The following is a 23,338-nucleotide window of genomic DNA, read 5'->3' as shown; positions in this document are numbered from 1 at the left end:
TTCAGTTGGTACCAGTTTTAAATATCTTGCTGCAATATTTTGTCAACCTCTGAAAAAAGGCTAGTTGTGTACATAATGGCAATGTTATTTAAATATTTGGTCATTTCCAGTATATCATTCATTGAAATTTTATGACCGCCACCTCTGTGTGTGAATGAATTTCTGATGTAGAGAAGGTGGTCGCATAATTTATCATCAGGCCTCATTGTTTTGATGCCAAATATTTCTTCAAAATTTTCCGCTATTTTTCTTGGGTCAGTTATTGTTCTTTCTGTCAACCACTCTTTAATGTCTTCAGGGGTTGCGGTCTTCATGCCTTTTCGAGGCGGTTTTTTATTTTCTATTCTTTCTGCACAAAAACGAGAAATTCGCTCCTGTAGCGATCTTACTGATAGTGCGTTCAAGAAAAGATTGTGTAGATGTCCCTCGTAAATTGCCACTGCACCGATCCAGCAAACACCGAGGCCAAATTCGATATCAATTTCGCCATTATTCTTGATGCAGCTCTCAGCCATCAATTCGATTGATGAAAGTCGTTCGCTCATTTTTTGAAGATCTTCTTTAGATTGCTCTAAAAAATCTCCCCAAGATATGAGGTGGTCAACGTGAGTAGTCAGTGCGTCAAATTTTTCTGACATAATGCTAATCTCAGCGAGGGCATCATCCAATTCTTCGTCTTTTTCCATCTGTATTGTCCATTTAGGATTAATATGATTCTAATTTAAGTCCAGCCATTCAGCGTGTATTTTATCTACGCAAATGCAAATTTTGACATAGAATATGCTAGCGTTGATCTGTTATCACACGAAAATCAGCAGAAGCTGCCCGCGCCATAGCCTGGGCTCCAAATAAAAGGCTTCGCAACTGTATTGCGCCGGTGCTCGTGCTTTGTGTGCCATTAACTATGTATTTGGATTGCAAAACATGAGGTTGAACGATTATTACCTCATAAGTGCAATTGGTAGTGATAGCATCTAATGCTGCGAGTAAGTCATTCGGTGTGGCAGGTCCTGATTGTAGTCCAATGGCCCAAGGTTGGTCCCATACTCTTCCATTTCCGTTAGTGGTGACACATTTTTTGATTGCATCAAGAATCTCTGAAGAAAAAATCCGCCGTAAATTCTTCATAGCTTGAGCTGTAACAAGCTCATAAGCCCCTGGAGAAACTTGCCTGTTAGCGGAGCAACTGTTTGCGCCCTTGACGTGGATTAATGTGATTTTGGGAACTGTGCCAGGTAGTTTGTGCACATGAATGAAGTCAGCAACCTCTCCTGATCTGTCATCGCAATATAACCAGCATTGGCCTGGCGAAGGTAGTGGGATTGCAAGTTGGGTTAGCCCTTCTTTAAATACCCATTTGAATAGACTTACATCCGCAATGGTAAACATATGATTTAGTGGTGGCGGATTTCCAGGAGGCTTTTCCATGGCTACATTGTAGGAAAAGCCTTGTGGTGAAAAATCATGAAATGAGAATGAAAAATTTCTATCTTGCACGGTGGAGAGGCTTAGAGTGGCATTTGTAATTGTATGGCCGCTATCATAGAAGATGCGGATTAATTCAGCATCACTTTTTATAGCATTTTCCCATGCTTGAAAATTTTGTGTTATCGGCCCTGTAATATCAAATGCGACGTGTTTTGATACTATCTTGGGTGAAATCGTTAATGTAGTCGTGGTATTTGATGGGGTGTGAGTAATATTAATACTTGCATCTTTGTTATGTGGTACGGGCTGAGTTCCTAATGCAATTTGATATTCCTCACGTAGCAATGCAAGCTTCCTTGCGCGGCGTACTCCTTTAAGAGTATCTGGTTCTGCCCATTCGACATGGTAAGCAGGACCTACTGAGGAAAAATCATGAACATTGCGAGCAAGTCCTTGGTGAACTACAGAGCTTGCAATCGATACATTTGCTTGAGCTATTGCTAATTGTTGAATCAAGTTGGACGCACTCGTAGAAAATGCGTGCCAATTTTTTTTTGGTCCAAACCAGACACCGCTTCGTTTTAGACTAACGCCTGCCGTTGAAGAGCGGACAGCACCCGGAACAAATGTTGAGTCACCAAATGGATCGATAGCATCGGTAAGGTTTTCTCCACTCAGAATTTTACTGTTAGGCTTAACTGTGACATTTCTATGGGTGCCGCCAAGCCAAAGGGTTCGCAATGGATTTCCAAAGATGTATGCATGGACTAGAATAGATTCATCAACAGGACTCCATCCAGTAATTGCACCTGTAGCAAGTGCATCATGGATGCCGGATTTTAGATCAGCGTCGCTAATATAAATTGCAGCGAAGCGTCCTGAAATGAAACAAGCAAGTAGGTGGTTTAACCTATCTAGTACTTGGTTTTGTCCACCCCAAGCAGCTTCACGATCTTCTGTTAGGTGAAAAGCAAATGTATTTCCCACGCCAACAGTAGCCGGTGGATGTAGGTTTACGTCAGCAATCCATTGTCCGTTTATAGGTTGTATGGCGGATTTAATATTTGCAACAAGATTATTTGGATCTTGATTCTGAGTATTTGCGTAGGCAACAATAAAACTAGCGAATGGTGAAACTAATGAAGTTGTAATCGGCATAAATTCATTTTCTTTCAGTAAGCTCTCTTCGTGTGTGACTGATTGGTGGTTCTCAGTCCTGATTCTTCCGTTCATCCATCCAGGCTAACCAACCAGCGCGATGTGCTCGGGCATCGTACAAAGCGTGATGCCATGGTTGCTCTGGTGCGTGGTAACGCTCAACAGCTTGATGGAACACGGTGGTATCAATCATTGGCCGGAGATCGAGCCATCCAGCCAGATTTTTTGGCCATTCCCCTCCTAACGCATCTGCAAGCAGCTCCCTGTCGTGCTGTGAGTCGCTGGCAATTCTCACGCTGCGTGGTAGCGTTACAAACCATTGACGTATGCGTTCAGCTACTTCCGACCGTTTTACGGTTGCTCCGGAGATCTGGCCTAGCTCAGCCCAAACGGTCTGCCGTACGAAGGGGTTACACTTGTCGCGGTCGAAGTCTTGGATCTCAAGATAGAGCTCATGTCGTCCGTCTTCACTGACCATCCCGATGCTGATTAGCTCGCGTTCAGTAAAGTCCGTAAATTCTGTATCAAGAAAAAGTAGCATTGGCTTCTCCCTGGCTAATGGTGGCTGTCATGTGCAGCTTTGCCAGCTAAGCAATCACTCCATTGTAACGCGACAAATGCCAGAGTTATGATGAGTGGGTGATGCGAGTAGGGAAAATATGGCTAAGCGGCGTTATGGCTTCGATGAAGCCAAGATACAGCGTTACCTTGCAGAGGGTAGGGGTGCCGGGCAGCTTGCGGCTCACAAACCGTGGTTGACCATTCAGGATGTCCCTTCAAGTGGCAGGGTCAGCCGCATATCAGGATGGAAAACTGCCCGCATCCATCACCTGCTGTCAGATGGCGAGACCGGCTTGTTCCTGATGTTTGATTGGGAGGACTCGGTTGTCGACATAAGAGAGCAGTTTCCCCTCGATCGGGAGATCACCCGCCAGATTGCTACCGACATTGGTGTTTCGCATCCACGCGATACCCAGACCCAGATTGATCTTGTTATGACCACGGACTTTGTCGTGGATGTGTCTGATGCGTCAGGCAAACGGGTCATTGCTCGAACGTCCAAGCCCCTTGCCGAGCTCGATGACAAAAGAGTGATAGAGAAATTCGAGATCGAGCGCCGGTACTGGGAGTTGCAGAAAGTAGACTGGGGCGTGGTGACTGATGTCGAGCTACCCGCAGAACGGGTCCAAAACTTGCAATGGTTGCACCCAATGCGTTCGCTTGATGGTACGCAGGTGCCTTACGAGGGGTATTGGCAGGATCGAGTAAGGGTAGTCCGTGAAAACTGGCATTCTGCTGGCTCTATGGCAATCAAGGGCTTCTGCCGCTGGCTGGAGCAGACTCATGGCTTTCAGTCTGGCGAAGGGCTGACGGTGATACGTTTCCTGCTAGCCAACAAGCAGTTGGTCATGGATCTCGATCGAGAGTTTGACTCTCTCGCTGCGGTATCCACGCTCAGGATGGCAGCCCCTGTTCACTCTGGTCAGTCCAGGAGTGCGTGATGATTCTGGCCAATGATCTGCTGTCTTATTCGGCCGCTGGCGAACCCTTGATTTTGCGTGTCCTGTGGATCCACCCGGCAAAGTCCATCGCCTTCGTCATAGACGTTCACTCCCCTACTGCGTTGCCCGTTATGCGGGAATACAAGGCCTTGCTTGCGGACCTCTCCGAGCGGCGGGCACTGCTGATGGATGCGGATCCGTTTCTCCCCGTGGGACAGGAGAGGAGTGAAAAGCAAAAAGCAGTACGCGACAAAGCGTGGGGGCTCATATCACCGCTAGTGAACAAGACGCCAGCGATCTTTGACAGATCGAAGCGAGGCCCCTTGGTAGCCGCGGTGGTTGCAGAAGGGCTTGCAACTCATCGCACGCTTTACGGCTATCTACGCCGCTACTGGCAACGTGGGCAAACGCCTAATGCACTTCTCCCAGACTACATAAAGTCAGGGGGCAAGGGAAAGTCTCGTATTGGGACAGGCAAAAAGCTTGGCCGTCCTCGAAAGTATGGGACCTCTTCAGGTAGAGGCTTGGCCGAGGGAGACCTATCAATCTTTCGGATTGCCTTGCAGCGCAACTATCTCAAGAACAAGCGCTTCACTATTCATTCAACGTACCAGGATATGTTGAAGGAGTTCTATTTTACCAAGGTGATCGACCCCGACACCGGCCAGGTGTCCCACGTCGATACCTCGCCGGATGGGTTGCCTACTCTGCGCCAATTTAGTTACTGGCTGGAAAAAGAAGGCCGGCAAGGGATTGAGAGAAAGCGCCGTACACCACGTGTCTATGATAAAGACATGCGCGGCTTGCTTGGAACCTCTACCGCCGAAGTCAGTGGGCCTGGATCTCGTTTCCAAATCGATGCCACCATCGCCGATGTCTACCTGCTGTCACGATGCAACCGTAGCAGGATCATCGGTCGGCCCGTGCTGTACGTGGTGATCGACGTTTTCAGCCGGATGATCGTGGGCATCTACGTGGGGCTGGAGGGGCCGTCCTGGGTCGGGGCGATGATGGCACTGGCCAATACCGCCGGCGACAAGGTGGCGTTCTGCCAGCAGTTCAACATAGAGATCGGCGAAGCCGATTGGCCATGTCACTTCCTTCCCGGAATCTTGTTGGGAGACCGTGGCGAAATCGAGTCCCGTTACATTGAAAGTCTGATCAACAACTTTGCCGTCATCGTTGAGAATACCGCGCCTTACCGCGCAGACTGGAAGGGCATTGTAGAGCAGCGCTTCCACCTCCTTCCGGCAAAGTTCAAGGCGTACACCCCTGGCTATATTGAAACCGATTACGCTCAGCGCGGCGGCCGAGATTACCGGCTGGATGCCACGCTCGACATTGACCAGTTCACCCAAGTGATCATCGAGTGTGTTCTGTACTACAACAACTCGCACTTGCTGGAGAGGTATGACCGGACTCGGCAGATGATTCAGGATGATGTGCCTGCCATCCCTATCGACCTGTGGGAATGGGGTATTGCCAACTGCAACGGGGCCCTCAGGCGTTGGCCGGAAGATAGGGTTCGCTTCTGCCTGCTGCCGGTAGGCACAGCGACGGTGACTACTTACGGATTGAAGTTCCTCGGCAGTTACTACAGCTGTGCCAAAGCCATCGAGGCACACTGGTTTGACATTGCTCGCCAGCGAGGCCGCTGGAGCGTAGAAATTTCCTATGATCCCCGGTTTAAAGACGAGATCTACCTGCACGATCCCGATGCAACGGCGGGGTATCAGGTGTGTTACCTGACAGATCGGAGCCGTGCCGACAAGGGCATGTCTGTCTGGGAATGTGCCCAGCGACAGGAGCTGGAAGCTCAGCAGGCAAATAGTGGCAAGCAAAAGCAATATCAGGCAACAGCCGACTTGGCATCCCGCATCGAGTCGATAGTGGCCGATGCCGAAGCGCAGAAGCCTGGCTCGTCAGAATCCAACAAGCAACGTACCAGCAAGATCCGCCAGAACCGTGCTGAAGAGAAGCAGGCCATGCGGGAACGTGAGCGTTTCATGCACGCAGCCCCCGGTATGCCGGAACCCGCCAAGGTCATTCCTCTACGGCCTGATGCACCTGAAGACCTGGCCGTGCCGGACATTACCGAGATACTGGGCAGTCTGAAAAATGACGGGGGGCAAGATGACTGAAGCCAACGACGATTATCTCTGGCTTCCCGAGTACCGGGACAACCCGTTCATTGCCCAACTGCCTCCTATCCTGACGACGGCAGCCAGCATCCGCGCACTCTCGGTGCCTGCGATATATGACGAAGTCGAACGCCAGTACCCCGACCATATCCGGGCACATTGCCTGCTGCGGTTAAAGCGTTTCTTCGAGCCGCTGGAGCATCACCTGGCTCTCGAGCAACATTTTGCCATGCTGCTGCGCCAAGGCTATGTCGGTAGGAACCCCAACAGCGGCGACTACTTGCGGCACTTGCAGAACAACTACGAGCGGATCGAGAAGAAGGACTTGAGCCCCGGTAGCCAGCAGGTTAGTAATACCGCCGCAAGCTTTGCCTTGGTAGGATGCTCCGGAGTCGGCAAGACCAAGTCCATGGAGCGGGTCCTGTCGCTGTACCCACAAGTGATCTACCACAACGAGCCGTTCAGCCTGCACCAGATCGTTTGGCTGAAACTGGATTGCCCTTCGCGGGGATCACATAAGGACCTGTGCATTAGCTTTTTTGCAGAGGTCGACCGCTTGCTTGGGACGAACTACCTAGCCAAGTACGGTCGGGATGGAATCTCTGCCGGTGTAATGCTGGTGCACATGGCGCAGGTAGCCAGCCTCCATGCCATAGGGGTGCTGGTGATCGACGAAATTCAGAATATTCAGGAGGCCAGTGGAATCAACGCCCATGACCTGATGACCTTTCTGGTTCGCATGGTCAATATCGTAGCCATCCCGGTCATCTTTATCGGCACCTTGAGCGCGTTGCCGTTGTTACAGAAGGACTTTCGCCAGGCTCGGCGGGCAAGTGGCCTAGGATCCATGGTGTGGGAGCGTATGCCGCAAAACGCTAGCTGGGACTATTTCATCCAGAAGATGTGGCAATTGCAATGGACCCGTGAGTTCACTCCGCTGGATGGCGAGATACTGACCGCGTTATATGAGGAAAGCCAGGGTATCGTCGACGTTGTCATCAACCTGTTCATGCTGACGCAAAAGTACGTGATCCAAATGCGTGCGGTCAGGAACAGGCCCGAGCGCATCGATGCCGCGATGATCCGCCATGTCGCCAAGCAACACTTTCAGATCATCGCCCCAATGATGGCGGCACTGAAGTCCGGCAACCTGAAAGCGTTGAGCGAGTTTGACGACCTGCTTCCCCTGCACGAGCACGTCCAGAGGCTCTTCGATACCTGGACGTTGCAGATATCTCCCTCCGTGCGGCCCCCAGCAAACTGTGTTCCGGTCCCTGTGTTGAATGGACCACGCGATACCATGGTGAGAGTGCTCTCCGACTTGGGTATGGAGGCTAGCGTTGCCCGAATGTTCACCGACGATGCGCTGGCGGCCAATCCTGCTGGTGACCCCCGAGCCTTGGTCGGTGTAATCCTTACCCAGTGGCATCAGGGGGCGGTCCCGGTGCCAACCAAGCCAAAGCCCAAGCCCAAGCGCCCGAAGGCCCAACCCGCAGGATCGCTGCATGAAAAAGACTTACGCCGCATTACCGAGGAGGGTAAGCAAGCCGGCCTTAGTGCTTACGAGGCCCTCTACAAGGTAGGGGTGATCAAGGCCCCTTCGGCCGACTTCGCGGCATAGGGCAAGTCCCATGCTGACTTACTTTCCGCAAATCTACCCCGACGAGCTGCTCTACAGCGTGCTGGCACGCTATCACCGCCATACCGGGTCAACCAGCCCAAAGCAGACGCTGGACGACCTGTTCGGCGATCGCCGCGTGATCGCCAGGCATGACCTACCTGGTCATCTGGAACTGCTGGTACAGCGTATACCCGCCTCACGGGACTTAAGTCGGGTCCGTGTGCTCATGGAGCTGACCTTGTATCCCTACTTCCTTGCTTTTGCCGATGAGGTGCGCCGAGGTTACGCGAGGCTGGCGATGGAGGCGAGGGGGACATCGGGGCTGTATTTGAAGCTGGGGCTGGCGGCCTCCCGGGTGCCGGTGGCGAACGTACTGCGCTTCTGTCCAGAGTGCCTGCTTCAGATGGGGGGAGACTACGGGGAGCTGTACTGGCGGCGATCCCATCAGTTGCCAGGGTTACTGGTTTGTGTGGACCATGCTGTGCCGCTGAGAGAGAGCTCGGTGTCGCTCAGCCGCGAGAACCGCCATGCGTTCATCGCCGCAATCCCAGAAAACTGCCGGAACAGTGAGCCCTGCTGGGGCGGGGAAACCACATCAGACCGGGATCACTTGCATGATCTTGCGCGGCGTAGCGTTCGCCTTCTCAGCGAGGTGCCCCCCGCTAGAACACCGGTAGAGTGGAGTCGCATTTATCAGGAAAAGCTTGCCGACCGGGGGTTCCTGCGAGGCAACCATAAGATTGACCAATCCAAGCTGGCCCTGCGATGCCACGAGTGCTTCAGTGATGAGCTATTCCGCCGCATAACGGGGATCCGTAGTGGCAGCGCTCTCGATACTTGGCTTATGGCATTTGGTAGGAAGCTCCGCAGTAGCCTCCACCCCCTGTGCCACTTGTTGATGCAGCAACTCCTCGAGTTTCTGCCGGCCATCGAACGCCCCTTTGGCAAAGGGCCTTGGCCGTGTCTGAATCCACTCGAGAGCCATTGTGGGCAACTACTGATCAGCGAGGCCAGCATTCATCGCAATCGTGGACGCACAATCGGGGTCTTTCGCTGTGACTGCGGCTACCGATACTGCCGGCACTTGAGCGAAGAAGGGTTGCCCAGCGAGAGCCACAGGCCGTTGGACTATGGGCGAGCCTTTGATGCCGCGTTGCATGCAGCCACAGCCAGTGGCGTCAGCTTAAGGAGCATTGCCCGCCAGTTGCATGTTGACCCGAATACCATTCGTCGGCAAAGCCGGCGGCTTGGCTTGCAGACAGTTTGGCAACTTTTAGGGGCCGTGCGTTCTCCCTCTAAGAAACCCTCGCTGCAACGGAGACCCAAGCGTTGCGTAGAAGCGGGTGCCAGCAAAAAAGATTGGCCTAGCCTGGATGCTGAATGGGTCAATCGCATCAGAACCGGGACTGAAACGATTATGGCGATGGATCCGCCGCAACGGGTCACATTGACCCGGCTGGAGGGACTAGAGGGTAAGCGTGGCTGCTTGGGGAAAAAGCTGCATCGTTTACCTTATACCGCAGAACTGATCCGTCAGGTCGTAGAGTCGGTGGAAGCTTTCCAGTGGCGGCGAGTGAAGTGGGCCATCGCTCGATTGCAGGAGCAAGGCATCGCACCCATGCCTTGGCGAGTGCAGAAGCTAGCCGGGCTCAGGAGGTTGCCTCCAGTACTACCAGATTCTGAAGATGAAGAATTGCTTGGTTTGCTCGCGGGGCGCACATGCAAAGACTGATCGTCGAAACATTCGAACGAGAGCCCGAACCCCTCGAGGTGTACTGGCTGGCCGGGTTACTTCGGCATCCAGAAGAGGGCTGGCAAGTCCGCGTCGTGATGAGGGGTACGGAGTCAGAGAGTTTCCGCATGCATGTCTTGCCGATTGGGTTCCTACCTATCCTGACTCTGGGGTCCCGTTTTGATAAGGGGCAGTTGCTTCAATACCAGTCTGCCGGCGTGATGGGTTTTGCGACGGTTCCCGACGTGGCGAACGCCGAAGAGATTGGGTCCGATGCCCTGCCTGCTGGGCTTTATCCGTTCGGGGAGAGTAAAGGCGGGGTGCAACGCTTGCTGCGCTATCAAACTGACATTGGTACGCTGCTGGTTCCGACGATCGAGTTGATTCGGTTCCTGTTCGTGCACAACAAGACCTTGGCACACGCGCTGATGCAACCAGGTAGCCTGATGACCCTGCATCGGCAGCAGAACTTCCAGCAGGGGGCTCCGCTGCTGCTCCATTTCAGCAGTGACATGCCGGTCCGTCTCTTAAGTCATGCCTTTGTCCAGGAGTTTGCCTGGCTGGCGTATGACCAGTCGGCACGCAAGAGCTGGGAGAGCGTGTACGGGTTTACTATTGGCAAGCCATATGTCAGCTTCATGCCGCCACACATTCCTGATTCCTCCTGGACATTCCGTGGAGTTCAGCAGGGAGATACTTGGCTGGTACTAGAGCTGATGCATGTCTCTGGGCGGCAGCTGCCGTGCAAGTCACTGTCTTTTTCTCATCCAGCGATGGTGCATAGGCCTGCAATGCTCAAGAGCCCAAAGCCAGCGGGATCCGATAACACAGTGGGAGGGAGAAGAAGTAGGCAGTACAAGGCAATTGAAGGCTCTAGCGGTTCTCGGACTAACCAGAGTCAGCCAGTATTGCCGATTCAACCGAAGGGCGCTGGTTTTGCTAACCAAGTTTGTATCGAGAAAATTTGGTCCTCAGCTAGGCCGCGCGTTGCGAAGAAGGGCAGAAACACGACAGATACTATGCCATCCTCTGCAGGGGCAACCGTTGTGCCATCGAGCTTGGGATTGCAGGCAAATAATGCAAATGTCCTCCCGGTCGATCTACAATTGCTAGAGTCTGTTGCGTGGAGCCAGCTTGGTACATTAGAAGTGACAGCGAAAGCAGTGCAACTTATGGCCGCGATGTTACCTGATGTGCAGATAGCCATGAGCCTCTGCAAGCTTCCAGCTGGAAAGGCATTTTCAATTGTGGAGGAGCGACCACGGATTTGTTTGATTGCTGTATTTACTATGCCCGACAAGCCTCAAGTTGTCCTGCTTGATATTGATAGAGCTGGTAATCATGCACTTTCGACATTAGCCCTTCATGCTCTTCAACTAGAAGTCAATATTGAACTTTTAATCAAATCTATATTAGATGAGTTGGTGTGGAATGCTGGCCATTGGAATCCCTCCATGGAGTTGAAGTTTGAGAATCAATGTGGATTTAAACGGTTGCCTAGGTTTTTTGTGAAACGAAGCGTCGCCGTAGCAGATAACTATTTGAGATTGCGTGCAAGAATACTTTGTATTCGGCTTGGTTTCCTTGCGCAATAATCTTGTGAGTGAAAATTCTATAGTAATATCGATCAACTTTGGCTATTGCGTAGAATTTCTAGATTAATACATGCAGGGACTTGATTGAGTGATAAATTATCCATATTTTCATAGCGTTTATGTTGATGATTATAAACTTTACGTTGGCACAGAAGAGAGTCCTGGCTTAGGGCATATATTTGAACCTGGTGTTAATGTAATAGTTGGGATAAATGGTTTGGGAAAGACCACATTATTGAATATTTTGTTAAGAGTCCTGACTGGGCCTGTTGATTATCCATCAGGTGAGCAGCTAGGAAGCACAAAGAGAAGTGTTGTGCCTGTCAATAGGTCATGGTTTCGTGTCAGAGTGCCGGATAATGCCGTTAATGCAACGGTCACATCAGAATTTTGGCTGGGTAATAGTTTTTTTAATGTAAAACGATCATTGGCGAACTTAGACCTTCTTGAGCTATATATCGACCAGCAAGAAGTGGTGTCGCGTGATGCTGCTTCACGAGAAGATCAGTATCGTGCTCGTATTATAGAGGCTGCGAATTTATCTAGGTTCGATGATTTTATTTTTCTGCTTAGATATATAGTTTTCTTTCTAGAAGATCGTCGAAGTCTTGTGTGGGACCCCTCAGCACAAGGGGAGGCGCTTGGCATCCTATTTGGGGATGGCGAGAATAGAGAGCGCTTCGTAACATTATTCAATGAGTTGGCTAGCAAGGACAGCGAATATCGAAATGCTATTTCGGTAGTAAATAGATATGAAAAGAATAAAAAGCAAAAAGCAGCCACTTTGGCAGGTGGTCAGTTGGAAATGTTATTGAAGCAATTGGAAGAACAAAAAAATAGCTTGCGCGATTTGGCGGAGCAATATGACTCTTTAAACAAAGAGCGTGGAGAGTTGCGTCAAGCAATAGAAAATGCTCAGCGATCAGTTTTTGACAGGCGCTCTGTATTGGCTCAAAAGTTAGATAGCTTCTATGAGTCGTTCTTTCCTAGTTTACATGATTCAGCTCGTTACCTTCTCTCTCACTTCGACTCAGGAGCTGGTTGTTTGGTTTGTGGAGCGGATGGGGAGGCTGCGATTAGTAAGGTGAGAGGGAAACTTGAAGTCAATGTATGTCCTGTTTGTACCAGTCCGCTTGAACATGGTGATGAAGAACATACACATGATCCTTATGCCTCTGAAGATATTGAGCATGAGAGAAATGAAATAGCTGTAGCTGAAAATGATATAAGGTCTATGCGACAAGAGTTGCAGAAATCTGAGAAAGAGTTTTCGAAGGTTTCGGCTCAAAGAGTGGCTCTAGCTGAGTCGATTGCAGATAAGGAAAATCAAATAAAAGATTTAGGGGAAAGCGTTCCTGAGGTTAGAGATGCATTGCAGAATACAACCGATGAAATAGCCGCATTGAAAAGAGTGATTCGGAATATAGAAATCGATAGAGATAAACTGTCTATCGAGTTCAGAGCTTTAGCTGAAAGTATTGATGGTGAGGTTAAATCTGTTTCAAAATTGATTGAAGATGCATTTTCGAAATATATAAGCGGATTTTTAGCTGAAGATTGTAAAGTGATTTACACAACAACAGATAGATCAATTGGCCAGTTGAAAAGTGATAAATTTCCGTTTCCTCACTTTACCCCTGCATTGACTTCTGGGGTCTTTAGAGAAGGGGAAATGGCTCGACTTGAAGCCCAGTCTGTCTCTGAGTCGCAGCGTGAATTTATTGATTTGGCTTTTAGAATGGCTCTGTTAGAGGTCGCCGCGCCTAGTCAACCAAGTATGATTGTTCTTGAGACACCTGAGGCAAGCTTGGATTCAGTATTTGTGCCACGAGCAGCCGATCTACTACGGCGATTTGCTACACGTTTGGGCGAGCGAAAAAATACAAGGCTTATAGCATCCTCTAACGTAAACCGAGAGCTGATGATCCCCGCACTATTTGGCGTTTACCCGGATCAAAAATTTAAGGCATTGGTTACAGATCTAGAAAGTCATGATGATCCGGCCCCCATTCCTGAGGGTGTGCGTTATAAACATGTCTTGGATCTAATAAAAATTGCCGCACCAACCAGAGCGCTTGAAGAGTTTCGAACCCCGTACGAAGCTGAGAGAGATCGTGCGATATATCCAGAACGATTTCAAGGAAGTTTCTCATGAGAACAAACGCTGATATGGTGGCACAGTTAAACAGGTGGAAGACTTGGGTTATCCAATGTGTTGGAGCTGCTGATAGGTTTGGGGTTGCTCCTCTCCCTAATGCTCAATTGCATGTGCTGCTTTATTTGGCAAATACACTTGCTAGTTACTACTCAGTTGACCCAATAAGAGGGCGTGTTTTAAAGCGAGGTAATTTTCCATTTTACCCGGACATACAGCGTGAAATAGATCGCCTTGCATTTTGTGGAGTTCTTTCTATTGATAAAGTAGATTATGGAAGCCGTGGTAATATTTCTGCCAGATATTCGATGGGGATGTTTGGTGAAGATTATTTAGAAAAATTAAAAAATAGCAGTAATGAAATGCTACTTGTCTCAAGGTTATTTGAGGAATTGATAGGGGCCTGTGTTGATCGGTTCTTAAGCGTTCAAGTAGCGATTGGGCCTATAGATGCAAACTATGGGGCTAATGAGGTTCTAGAAGGTGAGGTTGTGGACTTTTCAGAATGGAAAAATGAGAATAAAAATAGAATAGTTGCTGATTATATTCTTTCTAGAATCGCAGAGATTCGGCCGGATGCGAGGCGTGATGGAGTTCAGCTTTATTGTGGATATTTAGATGAGGCATTAGCTATCTATGAGTGATCAAGAAAGTATTGAGATTGGTGGAGCCAATATTTCTGCCATTGGTAGTGTAATAGAAAAAGCTCCCTCGACCTTGAGTGTTGCCAATTCAGGTTCATTGGCAGCATTCTTGGATGGATGGATTGCCAAACTAAAGGCACATGTACAATGGTTATCTTCGCAAAATAAACAATTATCAGCCCCTGTTACTATTGTTTATGTTGAGAATAGTGGAAAAGAAGGGCGAAGGCTTGGCTGGACTCGGCGCTCTATGATCGGTACCAACCCTAGCGATGAGCTGTCAGGGGCATTGATTGTTACCAGTACTAGTACTGGTGGATATGTAATGGCAGGGAAACTGTCCAGCACGGAGGAAATTGAGAATGAAATTTATAGCGGTGAACTACAAGAAAAACCAACTATTGTACTGACACAAAGTGCAATTTTTTATTGGGTGGATGGCATAGGTAATGATGGAGAGCCAATTGAGGTATCTTTAGATGGGTTAACGATTGTAATCGACGAAGATTACATAGAAACGCAGTTGAACCGGTTCTATGAGTATCATGCGATAACTAATAAGAACTGGTGGAAGGACGCACCAAAATTTATTACTAAAAGCTCACCAGAAAACCTGGTCCAGTCAGCTTTACTTCCTTTCCTGACTGCAATGATGGCCGAGAGGGCTAGAGTAAAAGAGGAGGAAAATGTTGGCAATGGGCGTGCAGATATTACAATTCGACCTAGAAAGAAAAATGAAGGTCATCAAAGTAGTGTTTTAGAATTGAAAACGCTCCGTAGCTATCTTACGCCACAAAAAGATGGAGGCAAGGCTAAATCAATATCAGATAAAGATAATATAGATTGGGCGTCCTCTGGAATTCAGCAAGCAGCGGCATACCGAGATGATGAATCTTTAGATCTTGCATTTCTCTGCTTATATGATTTTAGAAAAAAGAATGATGATAACGTGGATAATGCAATAAGTGCAGGTTGTATTGCGTACAAAGTTAAACCATTGCGGTTTTGGATAACAGCATCACATGAAGCATATAGAAAGGCTAATTATCCACTACCGCAAAATGATTAGTGAGAAAGCTCCAGGACCCATTCACGTAATTGGTGCCGGCCCCCTTGTTGTGCGCTGGCTCGCATTTTTCTGACTTCAGTCCTTGTTATTCTTGAAAAGCCAATTCCGTGTGCGATTTCACTTAGGACATCCGCTACATTTATTAGCACGTCAGCATATTTTGAGTCGCCGACAACAATAATTACCTTCCCTGTTTGATTAAGTAATCTGTAGCATTGGATTAATATGTCTTCCAAGTCCTTGAAGTATGCTGTTATCATGTCTGGGATTTTTCGATCCCATAATTGGTTTCTTGCTGTGTCGAGTTCACCGTATATCATCTGCAGCGAAGGAGAGGCTGTGCGAGGCCAATCGTAACCTCGATTAACTTGCACATGCGATCTCATCGTATTGTTGCGCAGTCCTTTATTGTCGATGCTGCACTTAAGATAATCAAGCATCCAAAGTTCAATGTTATATATGTCAGTATAGTCAAATGAGTTTGGGTACGGTGGGGAGAATATAATTAAATCGGCTTTTTTATTAATTGATGATAGTGCGACTCTTGAGTCGTTGTGAATAACATTTATTAATGAGTTTGATCTATTTTCGAAGCGTAGGCTATCCTCGAAGATAATATTTAATTGATCTCTAAATTGAGAGTCTAGATCAGACTTGTTGCACTGGTTTATTTGCCAAGAGCGCCTATATCGGCGGCCTTTCCCATTTATGTAGACATTGCTGCATGGTACAAGGATAGCCCCTAGAGCTACTTTGAATAAGCGTTGAATTGTGATGTCATTAAATGTGTCAATAACATCTAGATATTGAGTTATTCTTTTCGCTATCTCTTTCGGAAAAATCCATCGAGCCTTAGATTCATCTTCTACAAATGTCTGTGGAAGGTGAGATAGTCTTAATATATTAACTGGAGTGTCAAGAAGCCTTACCTGAAAGTCTGCAATAGCTGTTCGCAGCTGTTCAGATGTAACAGAGGTTACTTTTGCCGAAATCAGGTCAGCCAAGAATGGATTAACTTCGATGGTAGTAGCCTGAATTCCAAGTAGCTGCGCTGTGAGTGCAGTTGTTCCTGACCCTCCGAAAGGATCAATAATATGTTCTGGGGTATAGCCGAGTCCTTCTATGGCCCCAATAACAAATGCAGGTGAAAATGCTTCTTTGAAGCTAAACCATCTTTGGAAGGCTGTAATTTTACCTTGCTGATTAGTGGTGATTGTCTCACTGCTTTTCGAGAGGTCAATCCCCTCTTTTTCTCTAGCCGTTTCGCTTGTCACTTCGGGGGCTACTGCAAGGTGTTGTTGCAGTGCATGCAGGTAATTTTCCGGGTGATTTCTCATGGCGTCATTTAATGATATGATTGATCATATTATAACCTAATTTGTCTTTTTTGATGTGACAAGACCTAAAAAAAACCCACTGTTGATGCGCGAGATGTGCATTCGCTTCTCCGTGGTCATTGATTTGCTTGAGCGCCGGGATGTTAGGCTAAGCGAAGCTCTTGGGTATTCAAATCAAGCGACCTTGGGCAAGGTGCGTAGATGTCAAGCTTTTGTTGATACAGAACGATTGGCTCTGTTGGGACTGATGACTGTTGATGGAGTGGCAACCCCCAATTTGCATTGGATCTTGACTGGCTACGGGAAGCCTTTCTTGCCAAAGTCTCCAACTGTTGAGATGGACGTAGTTGATGCTCTTTCATTATTAGCTCTCCGGAGTGCTAAGGTTCCCACTAAAAACTAAACTGTAGGGCTTCACTATCAAACTTTATTGTCGCCTAAACAGATATTTCTTCTTGGCAATAGCTGTTACAAGATGCAAGTATATTTGCAGATATTTTTTGTAATTAATTAAATGTCAGCTACTTGCAGTTGGGTTGTGATAGATATTTATTGTTCTGGTACAACTAGTGATCGGAAAGAATAAAGTCTGTTACGACGAAATGATGGTTCGTCACGAGCAGCGTTAAACAAAGAGGCCCGGTAGGGCCTCTTTTCGTTTGAGATGGCTTGGTTTTGAGATGCGCAAGAACCTGATATGGCTCGTGGGGGCAGATCAGGATGTGAGTCCAGGTTTTTGGACTGCTCTGGAGGTGTAGGCGGCGCACACCGCAAACCTCACGCACGCCGGTGAAAATGCATTTTTTCAAGGAACGAAAACGCACGCTGCACGAAGTGGTTGAACTGTTCGGCATCGCGCCTCAGTCCGGCCTGCTGGCCTCCAATGAGACATAGGTGTGCGGCCAGGCCCATCATCTCGGCTTCACCAGGGAAGAGCGCCAATCGGCGAGAGGTTTCAATCGCAAACGCCAGACGCTTTGCATCGACGCGCTGCTGGAACTCTGCCACCAGTGGGTCGTGCAAGGACCATGCACGGATCGCCACTTCGCATCCGGCTCTTTTCTTTGCCGCGATGCTCAGGTAGCGCTTCAGGGTCTCGCCCACGCCACGACTGTTGGCCGCGTAGCAGAGCATGCGATCCGCATGCTCGTCTTCCCATGTGGTCAACAGCGTTCGGACGAAGTCTTCCCGGTTGCGGAAGTGGTGATAGAACGATCCCCGTGTCACGTTCAGCCGACGCGCGAGGCTCTCTGCAGAAATGCCTTCATAACCAACTTTGTCGAGGGTGTCGAAGCCCGCTTCGACCCAGTCGTGTCTATTCAGTGTGCGCATCGGCGTGCTCCATACAGGCTGTGTATGTCATGGGAAAAATTTGTACGATGAATTTTTTAGCATGTTATGTCATTCGCGTAATGCGTGGCGCTAATTCTCATGGAGATCATCGTGAAAGATATTGTTCTCGTGGCATTCGACCAGTTCACCGACATTGACCTCTTTTTGATGTGGGACATTCTGGGTCGCAACACTGGAGACTGGCGCGTCCGGATCGTCGGCGCGCATCAGGGCTTGTCCTCCGCGCACGGATTGACCGTGTGTCCACACGGGCCGCTATCGGATGCCAATCAAGCCGACGCGGTCTTGTTCGTGAGCGGCCGTCAAGGCGTACCGGCTGCACTCGCCAGCCCTGATTTCCTGCCGTCTTTCAAGCTGGATCCGGCACGACAGCATATCGGGTCGATCTGCGGCGGGGCCTATATTCTCGAGCGGCTCGGACTGGTTCCGGATGGCCGGGTCACGACGCATCCTGATGCAAAAGACGGCTTGCTCGAGCTCGGGCTGCAGGTGCTTGAACAGCCGCTTTTGTGTCGGGGCAAGGTTGCCACAGCCGGTGGGTGCCTTGCGGCGCTATATCTGGCTGGATGGCTGGTGGAGTCGATGTTCGATGCGGACAAGCGCCGCGAGACGTTGCGGCCACTACTGCCCGCCGGGCAGCGGGAGATCTACGAGGATCTGATCGGGTTCAGTATCCGACAGGGCATGGAACTAGCGGAGGAGGGCTTAGTTGATGAGCAATGACCATAAAGCTTATGCGATACCGGTGCCCTCCGACAGCATCCTGGCGCCGCTGTATAGGAGCGCGGACCTGTTGGATGCTTATGCGGTTCAGTTGCCGGCGGGAGCCAGCGACGATCTTGAAATATTGGCGCGCGCTGGATTTGAGCGGCAGGCATGGTGGATTCGCGCGCTGACGCGGGTACGGGACATGATTATGGCGCCAGTCGGCGTCAAATCGTCTCGTGCAGTCGGTCTTGCTGCGGCGGCGCGGGGGCCGGTGATCGGTTTCTTTCCATTACTGTCGAAGAGCGCCGGGGAACTGGTGATGGGCGAGGACGATCGGCATCTCGATTTCCGGCTCTCGATCCAGCAGCGCGCTGGCGCGGCAGGCGGCAGGGAACTCGTCGTGGTGTCTGTTGTGCATTGCCATAACTTACTGGGGCGGACGTACCTCGCGGCAATCACGCCATTTCACCGTGTAATCGCTAGGACTAGTCTGGAGCAGGCCGCACGACGTGCTGTCTGAACGCAATGTGGACGGCCCCGGCTTCGATAGGCCGGGTGAAGGAGGGCGGTGTCTGAAATCTGCGGTGAGCCAGCCATCGTCCATCCACTTGCCATGGCGCTGGTTTGGCGGACGAAAGTCCCCTTCGATTCCCATCCTTGCGAATCATCAAACCAAGCCAACTCAAATGAAAAGAGGCCCTTTCAGGCCTCTTTTCATTGCAAGCGGGTTTGCTGCCACTTTGGATTTATGCAACCCCGAGCCATTAAAATACAAAAAGCCCCGTGAGGGGCTTTTTCATTGCAGCGCTAATGCTTAGAGCGGCTGAATCGCGGTTGCTGCCGGGCCTTTTTGGCCCATTGCACGGGTGTAGCTTACTTTTTGACCTTCACTCAGAGACTTGAAGCCATCCGCGCGAATTTCGGAGAAGTGAGCGAACAGATCGTCGCCGCCATTGTCCGGGGTGATAAAGCCAAAGCCTTTTGCGTCATTGAAAAATTTAACGGTACCAGTTTCCATAATGCACTCCATGTGTCAGTTAAGGACAATAAAATTATCGTATGGCATGATAATCAAGGAATAGATAAGGAAACAAAGAAGACCAACTTGATGGGCAACGAGGTATCGATAGATATGACGCTTGAAAATCCTGCGCCGTTATTTTTAAAGGAAAATTGCACCGCTGTCAATAGTGGTTTTTAAAATTTCCCGCAAGATTGCCGGAAAAACGCCCATAAGAGCCGCTCATAACACCTCATGGAGAACCCGAGCCAAGGCGCGCCGACGCAGGCGGCGGCAGTGGTACGGCAAGGAGGCGCAAGGCGGGATCAGGGGTCTTGTTAAATGCTCATGCACCACTCGTGCATTCCGCTTCCCCGCTCGTTTTCGCCTTGTCTCGCCCTTGCACGCGAGACTCTGAGCAGGGTCGAAGACCCGGGCTGCGGCTATAATCCACCTCCGTGGCGAAACAGATCTGAATGTGGGATAAGCGATGCAAGTATCGGCCTTGGAGCGGCAACTGAATTTTCTGAGAGAGATAGACCGCTTGAAGTCGGTGTTGCGGCAATCGCCGTTGCTGGACCAGAGCCGCAGGGAGAACTCGGCCGAGCATTCCTGGCATCTGGCGATGTACGCCTTGCTGCTGGGCGACTACGCCAGCGGCCCGGTCAACACCGAGCGGGTGATCAAGATGCTGCTGCTGCACGATGTGGTGGAGGTGGACGCCGGCGATTTTCCCATCCACGGCCAGGCCGCGCCTGGGGCGCAGGCGGAAGCGGAGGCGAGGGCGGCGGAGCGTTTGTTTGGCTTGCTGCCGCCGGAGCAGGGCGCTGAGCTGCTGGCTTTGTGGCGGGAATTTGAGCGCGCGGAAAGCGCGGACGCCTGTTTCGCCAAGGCGCTGGACCGTTTCCAGCCTTTGCTGATCAATGTTTTCACCGGCGGCGGGACTTGGACGCAAAACGATGTTTCGCTGGAGCAGGTGCTGTCCCGTTACGGCCCGGTGATCCAGAAAGGCGCGCCGCAGCTTTGGTTGGTGTGCGAGCAGTGGGTGCGCCGGCATTTTGCGAAGCAGCCTGAACAGCCGATTTAACGCTCTTCCTAGCCCAAGCGATGGTTTGAATCCCCCGCGCGCAATGCGCCAGGCGCGGCTATTCCGGTCTGGCCGGATGCCGCCGGCTTGACGCTCTCCCGCTGCTCCCCAACAATAGCCCCCGCGCCGCAGCAATCGCGGCGCTCGGGATTGGTCTCCTGATAATGAATCATTGCCGCGGATGTGCTGTCTCCACAGCGCATCCGTTGCCATTGCTTTGCCTATTCGGGCGGGCCGTGGCAAGTGGCGCCCTGATGGGCGCGCCGGCTTTCGCAGTGATTCACCGGTAGACCAACTCTTGTCATGTGCCCGCCTTGCCGCTTTGCGGCCGGGCCCTTCTGCTCAGGAGGTTGCAAATGGTAAAGCTTGTCCGTCCGGTGCTAGGCATCGAACTTTCTCCGTCCGCTACTGAAACCCAAGACGTCCATCAGGACGCATCCCAACTCCCGCCGCTAGGGCCGCGCTCCCGTTACCGCTTTGCCGGCCCCCACGCCAAAGACCTCAGCCTGCCCTTCATCCGCCGCATCAAAGGCCGCACCTATCCGCATTACTGGCAGCCGGCCGAGGCCAAGGATGAATTTGAAGCTTGCGCCTTGGGCCGCCAGTACGCTGCCCATCTGGCGCAGATGCTGAAGCTCAACCGCCAGCACTCGGCGCGCGGGCTGCTGTTCCGCATCGCCAGCGATATGGATTTCAGCCAACGCGGCCTCCGCCGCAGCATGTGCAAGAGCTTCTTCAACTATCTGGAGTTGTTGTTGAACCTGGGGGTGGAGCAGGTGGACCTGCCGAGGCATGTGGAGGCGGTGAACCGCCTCCATCTCAGCCTGGATGAGTTGGAAGCCTTGCCGCGCAAGTTGCGGCGCAAGAAGAAGAGGAGTTAAGAACCTGTTTACGATTTTGCGAGCTAGAGCGAGACAAGGCGAAAACGAGCGAAAAAGCGGAATGTACAAGGGGTACATGAGCATTTTGAGCTTGCTTTCAACGCTGTATCGCCGACGCGTAGCAGATCGTAAATAGGTTCTAAGCCGGGGAGGGGCAGCCGGCCCATGTGGGCTGGCTGTTGTAACCGGTTTATGGCCTGCTGTGTTTTGTGAGCCGCGGCAGGGTGAGCGCCACTTCGAAGTGCTCATATTCCACTTCTATATTTCGCTTTCTCCGGTGTTTTGCCTTGTCTCGCCCTTGCTCGCGAGACTTTGAACAGGCTCTCAGGTTCCAGCCCTCCGGGTATTTTGAGAGTGCTCTTATAGAGTTTGACCGGCGGCTTTTCGATAATGACAGGCCAGATACAGCTGTTGACTGTATTTACAGCTTTTATTTTCCGAATTGTCATTGAAAGCGAAATTATGAATAAAGTCGTGCTGCCTGCTTTGCTGGCTGCGGTATTCAGCGTCGGCGCCCATGCCGCCGACGCCATTCCCGGTTCCACCCGCGCTTCCGCCGAATGGGATGTGACCGCGGATAAGGATAGCTCCCACGCTATCGAAATCACGGCTAAAAAGCCGAATGTGCATTTTGTGTACAGCCCGATTTCCAAAACCATTGAATCCAAAAACCTGGATTTTGATATCCGCATGCTGAATTCGGATGAATACACCATCAGCGGTTACAAGGTGAAAGCCTCTTCGGTGCAGCATCAACTGAGCCATACCGCTTCTATCGGTGAAATGGATTTCAATCTCAGCGTGACGGACCATGCCGGCAAACAGGTAAAGCTGACGGCGGAGCCGCAGGATTTGAACGGTTTGTCCGGATTTGGCGAGTTTGCGAAAGTCGCCGCCCTGGCCGGTGAGAATAAAGGCACTTCGCAGTTGAAGGCGGAGTTTGCCGGCGGCAAGGATGCCAATGGCGCCATCGTGACCGAGGCTTCGAAACTCAGCGATGGTCAGTATGTCGGCAAATTCGATCTGATTCTGGATGCCTCTTGGCAGAAAACGCTAAAAGTAGAAGACGGAAATGGTGAAGTTACCGCGCGCTGATTTTTAATCGCCGCGCCAAGAAAAGGGAGCCTAGCTCCCTTTTTATTTTGAGGAATTTTATTGATGTCATGGTGGTTGAGATTTCACGTTTTGCTTGGTTTGTTGCTGCCGGCGTGGGCCGGGGCGATTCAGGTTTCCGATATGACCTCGGCGATTCCGTCCAATAAAGCGGAAGTCAGCATCCATGTCAGAAACACCGAGCAGCGGGCGTCTTTGTTGTCGGTGAGCGTGACGCAGGTGGATTCGCCGTATGAGGGCGCGCGCGAGGTGAAGGCTGACGGGGCCAGCCTGCAATTCACCCCGGCGCGGGTATTGCTGGCGGCGGGGCAGGATCAGGCGGTGCGCTTCATTTACAACGGCCTCAAGGATGAGCGGGAGCGCTATTACAAGGTGACTTGGAAAAGCGCCTTGCTGGGTTTGGCGGACGAGGGCGCGGATTCCGAAAAAAGCGGCGATGTCGAGTTTTTGACGGGCATCAGGACCAATTTGTTGGTGCTGCCAAAGCGGCCGCGTTTCGCTTACGCCTATCGGCGCGGCCATTTGGAAAACCAGGGCAATGTGTCGTTTCAAGCGATTGCCTATGGGCCGTGCAAGGACAAACGGCTGGGCGAGGTATGCAAGGAGCGTTACTGGATTGGGCCGGGCTATGCGGTGAATTTCAAGACGATAGACAGCAGCCAGGACCAGGACAAGGTGATGTTGCAACGGGATGGGAAGTTCTTTGACGCGGAAAAAGACGCGGCGCATGGCAAGGCATGACGGCGACGATGGGGGCCAGGCGTTTGGGTGGCGCGGAATGAGGCGCGCGCGGCGCAGCGGTCTGAAAAACGGG

20 protein-coding genes are annotated in these 23,338 nt (G+C 50.8%); 14 read left to right on the top strand and 6 right to left on the bottom strand.

Annotation, left to right across the window (positions count from 1 at the left end; genetic code table 11):
- Positions 1-17: 17 nt before the first annotated feature.
- From GYH29_RS21825 to GYH29_RS21815, 3 genes are all read right to left on the bottom strand, one after another.
- A complete protein-coding gene (locus GYH29_RS21825) occupies positions 18-686 on the bottom strand; it encodes a hypothetical protein (protein ID WP_161524401.1) in 669 nt (222 codons plus the stop codon).
- A gap of 97 nt (positions 687-783) precedes the next feature.
- Entirely contained in the window at positions 784-2,661 is a 1,878-nt protein-coding gene (locus GYH29_RS21820) for a hypothetical protein (protein WP_161524400.1), read from the bottom strand.
- On the bottom strand, positions 2,639-3,127 hold the full coding sequence (locus tag GYH29_RS21815) for a 3'-5' exonuclease family protein (RefSeq protein ID WP_161524399.1): 489 nt from the start codon (positions 3,125-3,127) through the stop codon (positions 2,639-2,641). The genes GYH29_RS21820 and GYH29_RS21815 overlap by 23 nt, the downstream gene beginning before the upstream one ends.
- 118 nt (positions 3,128-3,245) lie before the next feature.
- Between GYH29_RS21815 and GYH29_RS21810 the strand changes: the two genes are divergently transcribed.
- From GYH29_RS21810 to GYH29_RS21775, 8 genes are all read left to right on the top strand, one after another.
- The gene (locus tag GYH29_RS21810; protein ID WP_161524398.1) at positions 3,246-4,088 is read left to right on the top strand and encodes a TnsA endonuclease N-terminal domain-containing protein; all 843 of its coding nucleotides are present in this window, start codon (positions 3,246-3,248) and stop codon (positions 4,086-4,088) included.
- Complete coding sequence (locus tag GYH29_RS21805) at positions 4,088-6,229, top strand: Mu transposase C-terminal domain-containing protein (protein WP_161524397.1); 2,142 nt, start codon at positions 4,088-4,090, stop codon at positions 6,227-6,229. Before GYH29_RS21810 ends, GYH29_RS21805 begins: the two co-directional genes overlap by 1 nt.
- The gene (locus GYH29_RS21800; protein ID WP_161524396.1) at positions 6,222-7,850 is read left to right on the top strand and encodes an ATP-binding protein; all 1,629 of its coding nucleotides are present in this window, start codon (positions 6,222-6,224) and stop codon (positions 7,848-7,850) included. The genes GYH29_RS21805 and GYH29_RS21800 overlap by 8 nt, the downstream gene beginning before the upstream one ends.
- A gap of 10 nt (positions 7,851-7,860) precedes the next feature.
- Entirely contained in the window at positions 7,861-9,582 is a 1,722-nt protein-coding gene (locus GYH29_RS21795) for a TnsD family Tn7-like transposition protein (protein ID WP_161524395.1), read from the top strand.
- The gene (locus tag GYH29_RS21790; protein ID WP_161524394.1) at positions 9,570-11,177 is read left to right on the top strand and encodes a hypothetical protein; all 1,608 of its coding nucleotides are present in this window, start codon (positions 9,570-9,572) and stop codon (positions 11,175-11,177) included. The genes GYH29_RS21795 and GYH29_RS21790 overlap by 13 nt, the downstream gene beginning before the upstream one ends.
- Positions 11,178-11,265: 88 nt before the next feature.
- Complete coding sequence (locus GYH29_RS21785) at positions 11,266-13,332, top strand: AAA family ATPase (protein WP_161524393.1); 2,067 nt, start codon at positions 11,266-11,268, stop codon at positions 13,330-13,332.
- A complete protein-coding gene (locus GYH29_RS21780) occupies positions 13,329-13,976 on the top strand; it encodes a hypothetical protein (protein WP_161524392.1) in 648 nt (215 codons plus the stop codon). The genes GYH29_RS21785 and GYH29_RS21780 overlap by 4 nt, the downstream gene beginning before the upstream one ends.
- The gene (locus GYH29_RS21775) at positions 13,969-15,045 is read left to right on the top strand and encodes a hypothetical protein (protein WP_161524391.1); all 1,077 of its coding nucleotides are present in this window, start codon (positions 13,969-13,971) and stop codon (positions 15,043-15,045) included. The genes GYH29_RS21780 and GYH29_RS21775 overlap by 8 nt, the downstream gene beginning before the upstream one ends.
- Here the strand turns inward: GYH29_RS21775 and GYH29_RS21770 are convergent.
- Both GYH29_RS21770 and GYH29_RS21765 read right to left on the bottom strand, forming a co-directional pair.
- On the bottom strand, positions 15,042-16,382 hold the full coding sequence (locus tag GYH29_RS21770; protein WP_161524390.1) for a class I SAM-dependent methyltransferase: 1,341 nt from the start codon (positions 16,380-16,382) through the stop codon (positions 15,042-15,044). The two genes, GYH29_RS21775 and GYH29_RS21770, sit on opposite strands and share 4 nt — an antisense overlap.
- Positions 16,383-17,159: 777 nt before the next feature.
- Positions 17,160-17,714, bottom strand: a complete 555-nt coding sequence (locus GYH29_RS21765; protein WP_019100322.1) for a TetR/AcrR family transcriptional regulator — start codon at positions 17,712-17,714, stop codon at positions 17,160-17,162.
- A 99-nt stretch (positions 17,715-17,813) separates the two neighbouring features.
- Here GYH29_RS21765 and GYH29_RS21760 point away from each other — a divergent pair, with 99 nt between their 5' ends.
- Together GYH29_RS21760 and GYH29_RS21755 are read left to right on the top strand one after the other, a co-directional pair.
- A complete protein-coding gene (locus GYH29_RS21760) occupies positions 17,814-18,458 on the top strand; it encodes a DJ-1/PfpI family protein (protein ID WP_048413208.1) in 645 nt (214 codons plus the stop codon).
- The gene (locus tag GYH29_RS21755; protein ID WP_019100320.1) at positions 18,448-18,963 is read left to right on the top strand and encodes a DUF2867 domain-containing protein; all 516 of its coding nucleotides are present in this window, start codon (positions 18,448-18,450) and stop codon (positions 18,961-18,963) included. The genes GYH29_RS21760 and GYH29_RS21755 overlap by 11 nt, the downstream gene beginning before the upstream one ends.
- A gap of 294 nt (positions 18,964-19,257) precedes the next feature.
- Here the strand turns inward: GYH29_RS21755 and GYH29_RS21750 are convergent, their stop codons facing one another.
- Positions 19,258-19,461, bottom strand: a complete 204-nt coding sequence (locus GYH29_RS21750) for a cold-shock protein (protein WP_019102093.1) — start codon at positions 19,459-19,461, stop codon at positions 19,258-19,260.
- 472 nt (positions 19,462-19,933) lie between these two features.
- Between GYH29_RS21750 and GYH29_RS21745 the strand changes: the two genes are divergently transcribed.
- The 4 genes from GYH29_RS21745 to GYH29_RS21730 all read left to right on the top strand — a co-directional run bounded on the left by GYH29_RS21745 (position 19,934) and on the right by GYH29_RS21730 (position 23,265).
- Complete coding sequence (locus GYH29_RS21745; protein ID WP_019102092.1) at positions 19,934-20,530, top strand: HD domain-containing protein; 597 nt, start codon at positions 19,934-19,936, stop codon at positions 20,528-20,530.
- Positions 20,531-20,886: 356 nt separating this feature from the next.
- Complete coding sequence (locus GYH29_RS21740) at positions 20,887-21,411, top strand: hypothetical protein (protein WP_043589603.1); 525 nt, start codon at positions 20,887-20,889, stop codon at positions 21,409-21,411.
- 390 nt (positions 21,412-21,801) lie between these two features.
- Entirely contained in the window at positions 21,802-22,506 is a 705-nt protein-coding gene (locus GYH29_RS21735; RefSeq protein WP_157222022.1) for a hypothetical protein, read from the top strand.
- Positions 22,507-22,569: 63 nt separating this feature from the next.
- Positions 22,570-23,265 carry an EcpB family pilus assembly chaperone gene (locus GYH29_RS21730; protein WP_161524389.1) on the top strand — a complete coding sequence of 232 codons (696 nt, stop codon included), beginning with the start codon at positions 22,570-22,572 and terminating at the stop codon, positions 23,263-23,265.
- Positions 23,266-23,338 lie beyond the last annotated feature (73 nt).

It is taken from the genome of Chromobacterium haemolyticum, from assembly GCF_009936155.1.
In the GTDB taxonomy this organism is placed as follows: domain Bacteria; phylum Pseudomonadota; class Gammaproteobacteria; order Burkholderiales; family Chromobacteriaceae; genus Chromobacterium; species Chromobacterium haemolyticum.
The sequence above is the reverse complement of the archived record's forward strand: the minus strand, read 5'-3'. Positions and strand labels throughout refer to the sequence as shown.

What these genes read in the sequence shown, in the direction of transcription:
- GYH29_RS21825 (WP_161524401.1), bottom strand. Translation starts at nt 686, where the DNA reads ATGGAAAAAGACGAAGAATTGGATGATGCCCTCGCTGAGATTAGCATT.
- GYH29_RS21820 (WP_161524400.1), bottom strand. Translation starts at nt 2,661, where the DNA reads ATGAACGGAAGAATCAGGACTGAGAACCACCAATCAGTCACACACGAA.
- GYH29_RS21815 (WP_161524399.1), bottom strand. Translation starts at nt 3,127, where the DNA reads ATGCTACTTTTTCTTGATACAGAATTTACGGACTTTACTGAACGCGAG.
- GYH29_RS21810 (WP_161524398.1), top strand. Translation starts at nt 3,246, where the DNA reads ATGGCTAAGCGGCGTTATGGCTTCGATGAAGCCAAGATACAGCGTTAC.
- GYH29_RS21805 (WP_161524397.1), top strand. Translation starts at nt 4,088, where the DNA reads ATGATTCTGGCCAATGATCTGCTGTCTTATTCGGCCGCTGGCGAACCC.
- GYH29_RS21800 (WP_161524396.1), top strand. Translation starts at nt 6,222, where the DNA reads ATGACTGAAGCCAACGACGATTATCTCTGGCTTCCCGAGTACCGGGAC.
- GYH29_RS21795 (WP_161524395.1), top strand. Translation starts at nt 7,861, where the DNA reads ATGCTGACTTACTTTCCGCAAATCTACCCCGACGAGCTGCTCTACAGC.
- GYH29_RS21790 (WP_161524394.1), top strand. Translation starts at nt 9,570, where the DNA reads ATGCAAAGACTGATCGTCGAAACATTCGAACGAGAGCCCGAACCCCTC.
- GYH29_RS21780 (WP_161524392.1), top strand. Translation starts at nt 13,329, where the DNA reads ATGAGAACAAACGCTGATATGGTGGCACAGTTAAACAGGTGGAAGACT.
- GYH29_RS21775 (WP_161524391.1), top strand. Translation starts at nt 13,969, where the DNA reads ATGAGTGATCAAGAAAGTATTGAGATTGGTGGAGCCAATATTTCTGCC.
- GYH29_RS21770 (WP_161524390.1), bottom strand. Translation starts at nt 16,382, where the DNA reads ATGAGAAATCACCCGGAAAATTACCTGCATGCACTGCAACAACACCTT.
- GYH29_RS21765 (WP_019100322.1), bottom strand. Translation starts at nt 17,714, where the DNA reads ATGCGCACACTGAATAGACACGACTGGGTCGAAGCGGGCTTCGACACC.
- GYH29_RS21760 (WP_048413208.1), top strand. Translation starts at nt 17,814, where the DNA reads ATGGAGATCATCGTGAAAGATATTGTTCTCGTGGCATTCGACCAGTTC.
- GYH29_RS21755 (WP_019100320.1), top strand. Translation starts at nt 18,448, where the DNA reads ATGAGCAATGACCATAAAGCTTATGCGATACCGGTGCCCTCCGACAGC.
- GYH29_RS21750 (WP_019102093.1), bottom strand. Translation starts at nt 19,461, where the DNA reads ATGGAAACTGGTACCGTTAAATTTTTCAATGACGCAAAAGGCTTTGGC.
- GYH29_RS21745 (WP_019102092.1), top strand. Translation starts at nt 19,934, where the DNA reads ATGCAAGTATCGGCCTTGGAGCGGCAACTGAATTTTCTGAGAGAGATA.
- GYH29_RS21740 (WP_043589603.1), top strand. Translation starts at nt 20,887, where the DNA reads ATGGTAAAGCTTGTCCGTCCGGTGCTAGGCATCGAACTTTCTCCGTCC.
- GYH29_RS21735 (WP_157222022.1), top strand. Translation starts at nt 21,802, where the DNA reads ATGACAGGCCAGATACAGCTGTTGACTGTATTTACAGCTTTTATTTTC.
- GYH29_RS21730 (WP_161524389.1), top strand. Translation starts at nt 22,570, where the DNA reads ATGTCATGGTGGTTGAGATTTCACGTTTTGCTTGGTTTGTTGCTGCCG.